This is a genomic window from Gulosibacter sediminis (assembly GCF_030011715.1).
Taxonomy (GTDB): Bacteria; Actinomycetota; Actinomycetes; order Actinomycetales; family Microbacteriaceae; genus Gulosibacter; species Gulosibacter sediminis.
Genome location: NZ_JASCYH010000006.1, coordinates 29,909 through 42,562, shown reverse-complemented (window position 1 = coordinate 42,562; position 12,654 = coordinate 29,909). Strand labels below are relative to the sequence as shown.

The 12,654-nt window shown below is 67.4% G+C and carries 7 protein-coding genes; 5 read left to right on the top strand and 2 right to left on the bottom strand.

Features of this window, described 5'->3' with window-relative positions:
* Nucleotides 1–97: 97 nt before the first annotated feature.
* Both QM019_RS03810 and QM019_RS03805 read right to left on the bottom strand, forming a co-directional pair.
* Nucleotides 98–1,270 (bottom strand): acetyl-CoA C-acyltransferase, encoded by a 1,173-nt coding sequence (locus tag QM019_RS03810; protein ID WP_282827824.1) that lies wholly within the window; start codon nt 1,268–1,270, stop codon nt 98–100.
* 117 nt (nt 1,271–1,387) lie between these two features.
* Nucleotides 1,388–2,434 (bottom strand): enoyl-CoA hydratase/isomerase family protein, encoded by a 1,047-nt coding sequence (locus QM019_RS03805; protein ID WP_282851930.1) that lies wholly within the window; start codon nt 2,432–2,434, stop codon nt 1,388–1,390.
* A 502-nt stretch (nt 2,435–2,936) separates the two neighbouring features.
* On the opposite strand from QM019_RS03805, the gene QM019_RS03800 reads away from it, so the two are divergent.
* From QM019_RS03800 to QM019_RS03780, 5 genes are all read left to right on the top strand, one after another.
* Entirely contained in the window at nt 2,937–4,475 is a 1,539-nt protein-coding gene (locus QM019_RS03800) for an aldehyde dehydrogenase (NADP(+)) (RefSeq protein ID WP_282851928.1), read from the top strand.
* A gap of 547 nt (nt 4,476–5,022) precedes the next feature.
* Nucleotides 5,023–6,258, top strand: coding sequence for a winged helix-turn-helix domain-containing protein (locus tag QM019_RS03795; RefSeq protein WP_282851927.1), 1,236 nt, complete (start codon nt 5,023–5,025; stop codon nt 6,256–6,258).
* Nucleotides 6,259–6,369: 111 nt separating this feature from the next.
* Nucleotides 6,370–8,304: an HsdM family class I SAM-dependent methyltransferase gene (locus QM019_RS03790; RefSeq protein ID WP_282851926.1), complete on the top strand. Its 1,935-nt coding sequence runs from the start codon at nt 6,370–6,372 to the stop codon at nt 8,302–8,304.
* A complete protein-coding gene (locus tag QM019_RS03785; RefSeq protein ID WP_282851925.1) occupies nt 8,301–9,494 on the top strand; it encodes a restriction endonuclease subunit S domain-containing protein in 1,194 nt (397 codons plus the stop codon). The genes QM019_RS03790 and QM019_RS03785 overlap by 4 nt, the downstream gene beginning before the upstream one ends.
* The gene (locus QM019_RS03780) at nt 9,491–12,604 is read left to right on the top strand and encodes a type I restriction endonuclease subunit R (RefSeq protein WP_282851923.1); all 3,114 of its coding nucleotides are present in this window, start codon (nt 9,491–9,493) and stop codon (nt 12,602–12,604) included. Before QM019_RS03785 ends, QM019_RS03780 begins: the two co-directional genes overlap by 4 nt.
* Nucleotides 12,605–12,654 lie beyond the last annotated feature (50 nt).

The window sequence follows — 12,654 nt, the reverse complement described above, 5'->3', positions numbered from 1 at the left end:
TCGTTGTGTGCTCCGCGAACGCCCCTCACACGCAAATTCACGCGCCGAAGTCACCCTGGCCGCGACCAATCGCCCGCCCGGCTGATGGGCGCAGAACCTAGAGCGCGCGCAGCACGACCGCGCTGCCCTGGCCGCCGCCGCCGCAGATGCCGACCGCGCCAAGCGAGCCCGCGCCGGCCGCCTGCAGCTGGCGCGCGAGGGTGCCGACGATGCGGGCCCCGGATGCGCCGATCGGGTGCCCGAGCGCGATCGCCCCGCCGTGCTGATTGACGATCTCGGGGTCGATGCCGAGGTCGCGCGTCGACTGCACGCCGACGGCCGCGAACGCCTCGTTGATCTCGACCGCGGCGAGGTCGGATGCGGTGGCCCCCTCGACCTTCGCGAGCGCGGCCGAGATCGCGCGCGAAGGCTGCGAGTGGAGGTGATTGTCGGGCCCGGCGACGAAGGCCGTCGCCTCGATCTTCGCGAGCGGCTTGAGCCCGAGGCGCTCGGCGGCGGCCTCGCTCACGATGACAAGCGCAGCCGCGCCGTCGGTGATCTGCGAGGCGTTGCCCGCGGTGATCGTGCCATCCTTCGCGAACGCGGGGCGCAGACCCGCGAGCGACTCGGCGGTCGTGTCGGGGCGCACCCCGTCGTCAGCGTCGACGACCGTGTCGCCCTTGCGCGAGGACACAGTGAACGGTGCGATCTCCTCGGCGAGGAACTCGCGCGACGCGGCCGCGCGCTGGTGCGAGGACGCGGCGAACGCATCCTGCTCTTCGCGCGTGAGCTTGCGCGGCGCGTTGCCCTGCTCGGTAAGGGCGCCCATCGCGACTTGGTCGAACGCGTCGGATAGACCGTCGTGGTCGACCGTGTCGACGAACGTCGCGTCGCCGTACTTCACGCCGGCGCGCAGCGGCGCGACGTGCGGCGCGAGCGACATCGACTCCTGCCCGATCGCGAGCACGACGTCGGCCTCCCCCGCCGCGATGACGCGCGCGGCCTGCGACACCGCCTCGGTGCCCGAGAGGCAGACGGCGTTGAGGGTGATCGCGGGCACGTCCATCGAGACGCCCGCTGCGACCGCGCTCTGGCGCGCGGGGTTCTGGCCCGCGCCCGCCTGCAGCACCTGGCCGGCGACGACAAGGTCGACGTCAGCGGCGCTGACGCCCGCGCGCTCGAGCGCGGCCTTCGCGGCGTGCGCGCCAAGCACGGTCGCGGGCTGCCCGGCGAGCTTGCCGGTGAACTTGGTGAACGGCGTGCGGGCGTACCCGGCGACGAGTGCGGCCATGGGAGTGCTCCTCGGTTCTCGGCCGCGAGCTGGTCGCGGCGCTGCGACGATTCGGCCCGCGGGTCGGGCCGTCCCTTCTATTGTGCCTGCTGCCTCCGACACTGCCTGGGCGGGTGGCTAGCCCCAGAGGGCGGCGGTGGCGTCGGTCGCGAAGAGGCGCTCGATCTCCGCCGGCGCGACGTCCTCGAGCCGCGCGGGCTGCCACTGCGGATTGTTGTCCTTATCAACCACCCGCGCACGAACGCCCTCCCGAAAGTCGGGCGCGGTCGCGAGGTGCATCCCGACCCGATACTCCCGCGACACGGATGAGCGCAGCCCCGGCCTCTTCCGCGCGTCCCGCAGCAGCCGCGCCGTCGCGACGAGCGAGGTCGGCGACATCTGTTGGATGCTCGCGGCGGCCTCCCCCGCGGCCGCATTTCCAGCCTCGGCCAGGTCGCCGAGCGCCGCGAGCATATCCTCCACCAGCTCGTGCCGGTACGCGGCGTCGATCCAGTCGCGCTGCGCGTGCAGCTCGCCCGCAGGCGCGGGCGCGGAGAACCGCGCGACCACCGCATCCGCGTCGTCGGTCTCGAGCGCGACGAGGAGCTCCGCGAGTCGCGCCGACGCCACGTAGGCGTCGGCAAGCCCGCCCTCGATCGCGTCGCCCGCGCCCATCGACCCCGCGGTCAGCGCGAGGTGCATACCGACCTCGCCGGGCATGACGGCGAGGCGCCAGCTGCCGCCGACATCCGGGATGTACCCGATGCGCACCTCGGGCATGCCGAGGCGGCTGCGCTCGGTGACGATGCGGTGCGACGCGTGCGCGCTGAGGCCGAGGCCGCCGCCGAAGGTGATGCCGTCCATGAGCGTGACATACGGCTTCGACATCTCGTTGAGCTTGACGTCGAGCCGGTACTCATAACCAAGGAAGTCGTAGAACAGCTGCGGAGTGCCCGCCTCGATCGCCTCGCGCGACTCGGCGATGTCGCCGCCGGCACAGAGCGCGCGGTCGCCCGCGCCGACGAGCGCGAGCTGGCGGATGCTCGGGTCGGCGAGCCACGCATCCACCTGGTCGCCGATGAGCCGAAGCATCTCGAAGGAGAGGGCGTTGAGCTGCCGCGGTCGGTTCAGGGTGATGAGCCCGAGGTGACCGCGCTGGTCGAAGAGCACCGGTGACGCTGTCATAGCGGTTCCACCCTAGCTCCGCGGCGGATGCGCGCCCGCGCGGCCCGGATGCGAGCCTGCGAATGGCCGGTCTACTCGCCAAGTCTCGACAAACTCCGGGAAATATGGCGCGGCGCCGGGCTCAGCCCGACCCCACGTCAAATATCCGGGAGCTTGTCAACAGATCCGGAGTAGCCCGGCGCCGCTGCCGAGAAGATTTCGGCCCCGAGCCGAATCGTGCCGTGTAACGCTCGGACCGGGACCCGGCGACAAGAATAATTGGACAACGTCGCAATTACCTCGGTGCCACCCGACAAGGTTTTCGACGCGCATCGTGCTAATTCGTGCATCCTTCAATGCGGATGGCCGATGATCGCCTCCAGCGCAACGATTTCTGGCCGCGCGGCCAGGGCCGAGCGTTAGTCTTGTGGCACGTTCGGCTGGCGGCTGCTGCGCGCCATTTTCGCGCCCGCCACCGAGCTTTTGCACGCAGGCAGCAGCACGAATTTCAGGGATGATGCCAATGACTACACCGCACACCAACAGCCCGTTGATGCAGGAGCTCGACCCCGAGATCGAGGCGCTCGTTGCCACGGCCGACGCGGCCGCCATCGCCTTTGCCGACACCACGCCGAAGGAGCGCGGCGCTGCGCTCGTGGCCGCGGGTGACGCGCTCGACGCGAACGCCGACGAGCTCGTCGCGCTCGCCAAGGAAGAGACCGGCCTCTCGGAGGGTCGCCTTCGCGGCGAGCTCAACCGCACCGCCGTGCAGCTGCGCCTCTTCGCCGACGTGATCATCGACGGCACCTACCTCGACGCGCGCATCGACTACCTCGACACCGACTACGCGCTCGGCGTGCGCCCCGACCTGCGCCGAGTGCTGCAGCCCGTCGGCCCGGTCGTCGTGTTCGCGGCCTCGAACTTCCCGTTCGCGTTCTCGGTCGCCGGTGGCGACACCGCGTCGGCGCTCGCCGCGGGTTCGCCCGTGCTCCTCAAGGCGCACTCGGGCCACCCGAAGCTGTCGATCCGCACCGGTGAGGTCGTCGCCGAGGCGCTCAAGGGCGCGGGCCTGCCCGACGGCGTCTTCGCCGTGTTCACGGGCCAGGAGAACGGCACCGCCGTGCTCAAGGACCCGCGCATCCAGGCCGGTTCGTTCACCGGTTCGGAGCACGTCGGCCGCCTCCTCGCCGACATCGCGGCGGCGCGCCCGCAACCGATCCCCTTCTTCGGTGAGCTCGGCTCGACGAACCCGGTCTTCGTGACCCAGGCGGCGCTCGACACCCGCGCCGACGACATCGTGAGTGGCTTCGCCACCTCGATCTCGGGCTCGGCCGGCCAGCTCTGCACCAAGCCGGGCTTCGTGTTCCTCCCCGAGGGCCACGGCCTCGACGAGCAGCTCGTGTCGGCGTTCGCCGCGGTCAACGAGCCGCTCGGTGAGCAGCGCCTGCTCAACCCCAGCATCACCCGCGGCTACAACGGCCGCCGCGACGAGGTGCTCGCCGCCAACGGCGTGCGCACCATTGTTGAGGGCTCGTCGCGCGTCGACAACGACAAGCAGGGATGGACCACCCCGACCGTCGTTGCCGTGTCGCTCGACGACTTCCGCGCCGGCCGCGAGGCGATTCTCGCCGAGGTGTTCGGCCCGTTCTCGGTGCTCGTCGAGGTGCCCGCTGGCACCGACTACACCGCACTCGTCAACGAGTTCTTCACGGGCTCGCTCACCACGACCATCCAGGCCGCGGACGGCGAAGCGAGCGACGAGCTCCAGCAGCTCGTGCGCGCCCTGCGCCAGGTGTCGGGTCGCATCCTGTTCGGCGGCTGGCCGACTGGTGTCGCCGTGACTTACGCCCAGCAGCACGGTGGCCCGTGGCCCGCGACGACGAACGACTCGTCGACCTCGGTGGGCACCGCGGCAATCGGCCGCTTCCTGCGCCCGGTCGCATTCCAGTCGATGCCGGATGCCCTGCTCCCGGCCCCGCTGCAGAGCTCGAACCCGTGGGGCGTGCCCCAGCGCATCGACGAGGCCGGCGCCTCGAAGACGTGGGGATCGACCGCGCGGTAGTTTGCGGTTGATCGCTGGGTTGAGCGGTTAAGTGAAGGATGCTCGTGGGCTTGGCCCGCGGGCATTCTTCGGTTTCCGGGGGAGGTGGGGCGGGGTAGGTGCGCCGGTGTGAGATGGACCGTGGTCGGGAAGCAAGGACGGGATACGTGAGGTCGGGCAGGTGCGCCGGTCTGGTATGGGCCATGGTCGGGAAGCAAGGACGGGATACGTGAGGTCGGGGACGCGCGCGCTGGCGCGGTCACGCGCCTGGCCGAGCCCGCGCATCCGGCCACGCCCGCGCATCCCGTCATGGTCACGACAAAGTGAGTCGAAGTTACGAGATATCGAGCGAGAAACCGAAAATTGAACTCACTTTGCGGCGAGGGTGCCCTCCCAGCAGCGACACCCACCCGATTCCCGCCACCACGCAGACGTCACGCCACAGAGGGTCCCCGATATCCCAGTTTTCGGCGAAAAAGTGGGATCTTGGGGACACTCGGCGGGCAAAGGCGCACGCCGAGCGGGCGGCGCGTTGACGCGCCCAGGCTGGGTGACTAGCGTCAGCGAAGTGACCCGCACCCTGACTCTCGCCCAGGCGCGCCGCGTCGCCATCGCCGCGCAGGGGCTCGATCGCCCGCGCCCCGACACCGTGACGATGCGGCAGCTCACCGGCGTGCTCGACCGCATCGGCCTGCTGCAGATCGACTCGGTCAACGTGCTCACCCGCGCACACCTCCTCCCCCTCTACTCGCGCCTCGGCCCGTACGACACAGCGCTCGTCGACCGAGCCACGGGCAAGGCGCCGCATCGCCTCATGGAAACCTGGGCGCACGAAGCGACCTACGTGCCGACCGCGACCTATCCGCTACTCACCTGGAAGCGCCGCAACTGGGGCAGCATGAACGCCGCGAACGTCGAGGCGAAGCATCCGGGCATCATGGAGCTCGTGCGCGGCATCGTCGCCGAGCACGGCCCGATCACCAACCGCGAACTCGAGCGCTACGTCGACGAGGCGCACGCCGAACGGCCGCGCGACGGCTGGGGCTGGTCATGGAGCGGCGCGAAGGTCGCCCTCGAGATCCTCTTTGACGAGGGTGTCGTCACTTCGACCCGCCGCAACGCACAGTTCGAGCGCGTCTACGACCTCACCGAGCGCGTGCTGCCGCCGGCCATCGCGGCGCAAGACAAGCCCGAGCGTGCGGATGCGGTGCGCGAGCTCGTACGTATCTCGGCCCAGGCGCATGGCGTGGGCTCGCTCCGCTGCCTCGCCGACTACTTCCGTCTCGAGACCGCGAGCACGAAGCAGGCCATCGCCGAGCTCGTCGAACTCGGCGAGCTCGAGCCCGTGACCGTGCGCGGCTGGGATCGCGAGGTTTGGCTCGCGGCCGGCGCGCGCATCCCCCGCCGCACCGACGCGCGGGCGCTGCTCGTGCCGTTCGACCCGCTCGTGTTTGAGCGCCGGCGTCTGCTCGAGCTGTTTGGGATGCACTATCGCATCGAGATCTACACACCCGCGGCGAAGCGCGTGCACGGCTACTACGTGCTGCCGTTCCTGCTCGGCGAACACCTCGTCGCCCGCGTCGACCTCAAGCACGACCGCGCCCGCGGCGTGCTGCTCGTGCGCTCGGCGTTCGCCGAAACCCCGGATGCGCAGGCCGCGAAGACCTGGCCGCACGAGGACGTCGTGGTCGCGAACCTCGCCGCAGAGCTCCGCGAGCTCGCGCGCTGGCTCGGCGCCGACGCCGTCGAGGTCGAGGCGGATGCGCGCGGCGACCTCGCGACGCCGCTCCGACTCGCGTCCTAAACAACGCGCGAACCGAAATTTCGTGTCGCTGGCGTGCGGCAAGATAGAAACATCGGCACCTCCCGCGCCGCCAGTTGTGAAGAAGGAACGCGTTCGCCTGTGGTCAATCACGTGAATTTCATTTGGAGTATTGCCGAGTCGCTGCGTGGCCCGTTCAAGCCGGCCGAATACGGCCAGGTCGTGCTGCCGTTCACTGTGCTGAGGCGCCTGGATGCGGTGCTCGCGGCGACGAAACCGGACGTGCTCGCGCTCGCCGACAGCCTCGGCGACGTGCCCGAGATTCTGCGCCACATGGAGCTCACGAAGGCGTCGGGCCAGGAGTTCTACAACTCGAGCCCGTTCGACATGGCAAAGCTCATCGCCGACCCGAACGACCTGCGCCAAAACATCGCCGCGTATATCGCCGGGTTCTCCACCAACGTGCGCGATATCTTCGACCGCTTCGAATTCGAAACGACGCTGAACAAGCTCGCCGAGAAAAACAAGCTCTTCGCGGTGACCGAGAAGTTCGCGCACGCTGACTTCCACCCCGACCGCGTCAGCAATATCGACATGGGCCTCATCTTCGAGGAGCTGATCCGCTGGGCCAACGAGAAGTCGAACGAGACGGCGGGCGACCACTACACCCCGCGCGAGGTGATCTCGCTCATGGTCGAGCTGCTGTTCGCGCTCGACGACGACGCGCTCTCGCGCTCGGGCGTCGTGCGCTCGATCTACGACCCGACGGCGGGCACGGGCGGCATGCTCTCGGTGGCCGACGAGTACCTGCGCCGCGCGAACCCGGGCATTCAGCTGAGCCTCTACGGCCAGGACTACAACGACTACTCCTACGCCATCTGCAAGGCCGACATGGTGATCAAGGGCCAGGACGTCGACAACATTCGCCTCGGCGACACCCTCACCGAAGACCAGTTCGAAGACAAGAAGTTCGACTATGGCCTCTCGAACCCGCCCTTCGGCGTCGACTGGAAGGACCAGCGCGAATTCATCGACGACGAGCACGCGCGCCTCGGCTTCGCCGGCCGCTTCGGCCCGGGCACGCCCGCGGTGAGCGACGGCGCCATGCTCTTCCTGCTCCACCTCGTCAGCAAGATGCGCCGCACCGAAGACGGCGGCTCGCGCGTCGGCATCGTGCTCAACGGCTCGCCGCTGTTCTCGGGCGGCGCGGGCGGCGGCGAGTCGAATATTCGCAAGTGGCTGCTTGATAACGACCTCGTCGAGGCCATCGTCGGCCTGCCGAAAGACATGTTCTACAACACCGGAATCTCGACGTACATCTGGGTACTCAGCAACCGCAAGGACGAGGAGCGCAAGGGCAAGGTGCAGCTCATCGACGGGCGCGAGTTCTTCGTGAAGCTGCGTAAGGGCCTCGGCTCGAAGCGCAACGAGCTCTCGCGCGGCGACATCGCGCGAATCGTGCAGCTCTACGCCGAGTTCGAGGAGACCGAGCACTCGAAGATCTTCAGCAACGACGACTTCCTCTACCGCACGATCACGGTCGAGCGGCCGCTCAAGCTCAACTGGCAGGCCACGCCCGAGCGCATCGACGCGGTGTTCGAGACGCGCCCCGTCAAGAAGCTGAACGAGGCGGATGCGCAGATACTGCGCGACGCGCTCGTCGCCCTGGGGGCGGAGCAGGTCTGGAAGAACCGTGGCGAGTTCCAGCAGGCGCTCAAGCAAGCAGTCAAGGGCCGGATGCTGTTGCCGGCACCGCTGCTAAAGGCAATCACGACGGCGCTCGGCGAGCACAACGACACCGCCGAGGTCTGCACCGATGCGAAGGGCAAGCCCGAGCCCGATACCTCGCTGCGCGACACCGAGAACGTGCCGTGGAACGAGGATGTCGACGAGTACGTGGCCCGCGAGGTGCTCCCCTTCGTGGCCGACGCCTGGGTCGACCATTCCAAGACCAAGGAGGGCGCGGAGATTCCCTTCACCCGCCACTTCTACAAGTACGTACCGCCGCGCCCGCTCGAGGAGATCGACCGCGACCTCAACGAGGTCATGGACCAGCTCCGCACCATGCTCGCGGAGGTCGAGCGGTGAGCGACATTCCGTTCGGCAGGGCCGTCGAACTAGTCACCGAACGATCGCCTCAGCATGGTGACTTCCGCATCGGCCTCGAAGCAATAACCAAGGAAACCGGACGGCTCAACTTCGATTTGAACGTCGAGTACGACGGCGACGGAATCGCCTTTCAACCCGGCGACGTACTCTTCGGAAAGTTGCGCCCGAATCTTGCCAAAGCATGGCTCGCAGACAGACAGGGCGAAGCAGTTGGTGACTTTCACGTCTACCGACCTCGAGAAGCCATGACAACTAGTAGGTATCTCGCATACCTCGTTTTGTCCGATCCATTTCTCGGACCCGTCATCGCCTCTGTTAGCGGAGCAAAGATGCCCCGCGCCGACTGGAGCGAAGTCCGAAATGTGAAGGTGTGGCTCCCTAGCGCTCAGGAACAGGAGGCGATCGCGGACTACCTGGACCGGGAGACGGCGCAGATCGACGCGTTCATCGCGAAGAACGAGGAACTCATCGCGCTCCTCGAGGAACGAAGAGATTCAATTTGGAATGAGCTATACGACGTTGCACTCGAACACAGTGAGCCAATCCTGCTGCGACGCTTAGTTGCTTCAATCGTGGACGGCCCTTTTGGATCCTCGCTCACTTCAGCTCACTATTCTGCCTCTGGGACTCGAGTCATCCGACTAGGAAACATAGGCATCAACGAGTTCAAAGACATGGATAAGGCCTTCATCCCCGATGACTACGCGAGTTCACTCAGCGCACATGCCGCCTCGCCAGGCGACGTGATAGTCGCTGGCCTGGGTGACGATCGCATGCCGCTGGGCCGCGCTTGCGTTCTCCCCGAGATCGGACCAGCCATTGTGAAAGCTGACTGTTATCGAGTCAGGCCTTCGAGCGCCATCAGCTCTGAGTTCTTAGCTTGGTCGATGTCCTCACCCAAGGTGAGGGGTCAATTCACTTTGCTAGCGCGGGGCACCACTCGTCAACGATTGAACACTTCAGTCGTGCTCGACGTCCGAATTCCGGCGCCTGGCAGCGACGTAGAGAGCCGGATCCTCGCAGAATCCTCGATGGTATTTCATCGAATCGAGACTTCAATTTCCGCCGCAGAAAGCGCAATCGAGCTCGCGCGGGAGCGTCGCGCCGCGCTGATCTCGGCGGCCGTGACTGGCAAGATCGATGTGAGCAAGGAGGCTGTTTCGGTATGAGCACGCACGGGGCGCATCGGGAGTCGGTGCTCGAGACCGAGATCGCTGAGCATCTCGCGGCAAACGAGTGGCTCTACTCCCCCACCGACGAGGGCTACGACCGCGAGCTCGCGCTGTTCCCCGACGACGTCTTCGCGTGGCTGGCGGAATCCCAGCCCGAGACGCACGCGAAGGTGATCCGCGCATCCGACAGCCCGGCGCAGCAGGCCGCGGCCAAGGCCGACCTGCTGCGCAACCTCACGAAGCGCCTCGACAACGATCCGTTCAAGAACGGCGGCACGCTGCGCATCCTGCGCGAGGGGTTCGCGTACGTGCCGATGCGCGGCGGGTCGATCAAGGTCGACATGGCGCAGTTCCGCCCCGCGACCTCGATCAACCCCGCAACGCAAGCGCGCTACGAGGCCGTGCGGCTGCGCGTAATGCGGCAGGTGCACTACTCCTCCCGGCACCCGAATCGTGCGCTCGACCTCGTCCTCTTCATCAACGGGCTGCCGGTCGCGACGATCGAGCTGAAGACCGACTTCACGCAGTCGGTTGGCAACGCTATGACGCAGTACCAGTTCGACCGCAACCCCGCGGGCGAGCCGCTGTTCGGCCATGGCCGGCGCTCGCTCGTGCACTTCGCCGTCTCGAACAGCGCGGTGAAGATGACGACGAAGCTCGCGGGCGCGAAGACCCGTTTCCTTCCATTCGACCAGGGTGACAACGAGGGCGCGGGCAACCCGCCGAACCCGCACGGCTCGGCCACCGCCTATTTCTGGCAGGAGATTCTGCAGCGCGACACCTGGCTGCAGCTGTTCGGCTCGTTCGTACATACGCAGATCGACGTCGACACCGACCCCGACACGGGCAAGAAGACGCGCACCGAGAAGATCCTCTTCCCCCGCTTCCACCAGTGGCGCGCGGTCACCCGTCTCGTGGCCGCGGCCCGCGCCGAGGGCGCCGGGCACCGCTACCTCATTCAGCACTCGGCGGGCTCTGGTAAGACGAACTCGATCTCGTGGCTCGCGCACCAACTCTCGCAGCTGCACGACGCCGACAACGAGCGCATCTTCGACACCGTCGTCGTGGTCACCGACCGCACCGTGCTCGACAAGCAGTTGCAGGACGCAATCGCGCAGTTCGAGAAGCAGGCCGGCGTCGTGCAGTCGATCACGCGCGACTCGGGCGACTCGAAGTCGAAGGTGCTCGCCCAGGCGCTCGTGGCTGGCAAACACATCGTGATCGTGACGATCCAAACGTTCGAGGCGCTCATCGACACGATCCAGCAGCTGCCCGAGCTGCGCGGCCGCCGCTTCGCGGTGATCGCCGACGAGGCGCACTCGTCGCAGACCGGCTCGACCGCGGGCGCGCTCACCAAGGTGCTCTCGCCCGACGAGCGCGCCGCCGTGGCCGAGGGTGCGCCGATCGACTCGGAGGCGTACCTGCAGTGGGCGATGGCGGTCACCGCCGGCGCCTCGAACATCTCGTACTTCGCGTTCACGGCGACGCCGAAGCAGAAGACGCTCGAGCTGTTCGGGCGGGTGCCCGAGGGCGGCACGCTGCCCGAGCCGTTCGACCTCTACTCGATGCAGCAGGCGATCGAGGAGGGGTTCATCCTCGACGTGCTCGAGAACTACACGCCCTACAAGGTCGCGTGGGAGCTGCAGCATCCGGGTGCCGACTACGACGGCAGCGAGCCCATCGACGAATCGACCGCGGCGAAAGCGCTCGTGCAGTACGTGCGCCTCCACCCGACGAACATCAGCCAGAAGGCGAAGATCGTCGTCGACCACTTCCGCAGCTTTGTCGCACCGCTGCTCGACGGCAAGGCGAAGGCCATGGTCGTCACCGGCTCCCGTAAAGAGGCCGTGCGGTGGAAGAAGTACCTCGACCAGTACCTGGTCGACGCGCACATCCAGGGCGTGCAGGCCCTCGTCGCGTTCTCGGGCACGGTCGACGACCCGGAGGACGTGGGCACGGACCTCACCGAGGCGAAGATGAACGAGGGCGTGCGCACGGCCGACCTCGCCGAGGCGTTCAAGCCGTCGACGTACAACGTGATGATCGTGGCCGAGAAGTTCCAGACCGGCTTCGACCAGCCGCGGCTCGTGAGCATGTACGTCGACAAGAAGCTCGGCGGCGTGCAGGCCGTGCAGACGCTCTCGCGCCTCAACCGCATGTACCCGGGCAAAGACAAGACGTACGTGCTCGACTTCGTCAACGAGCCCGAGGAGATCCTCGCCGCATTCCTGCCGTACTACCGCAAGGCATCGCTGACGGCGACGACCGACCCGAACCTCATCTACGACCTCGTCGGCAAGCTCGACGTGGCCGGCATCTACACGATGGAGGAGGTCGAGCGGGCCTTCGACGCCGCGCTCGTTGGTGGCGCGAACGCGAACAGCAAGATTAGCGCAGCGACCCGGCCCGCCGTCGACCGCTTCCAGCACCGGTGGTTCGAGGCCGTGATGAGCCGCGACGAGGCCGCGCAGGAGGAGCTGCTGCTGTTCAAGCGCGACGCGCAGGCGTTCGTGAAGTTCTACGACTTCATCTCGCAGGCGCGCAACCTCGAGGACACCGGCTTGCCTCGGCGGCACTATTTCTTCCGGCGCATCCTGCCGCAGTTGCGGACGGCGACGATCGAGGAGCCGATCGACATTTCGCAGGTCGAGCTGCGCAGCTACCGCATCTCGAAGGGCGAGACCGTCAAGCTCACGCTCGAGCAGGGCCCGGGCCTCGACCCGATCACCGCGATTGGCTCGGGTGCGGTGCACGAGAAGCATCGCGACGAGCTGCAGAAGATCATCGACAAGCTCAACGAGCGCTACGGCGGCAAACACCCGCCCGGCGCTGTCGACTACACGTTCAACAACGTGCTCATGCGCCTCTCCCGCGACGAGGAGCTCGCCGAACAGGCGCAACACAACACCTCGCATCAGTTCGAGGAGTCGCCAGCGCTACCCCGGGCCTTCGCGCGGGCGATGATGCGCGCCCGCAGCGAAACCCCGCAGATCATCGACGACGTCCTGGGCGACTCGGAGATCTTCGCGGAGCTCGCCCGGGCAATCCCCGCGATGCTCTACGAGACCTTCAGAAAGAACGGTCGCTCCGAAGACCCCCGCGGCTAGAGAGCAAAGATCCCGGTTGGGTGGCGTCCAGGGCGATTCCCCTCAATGCC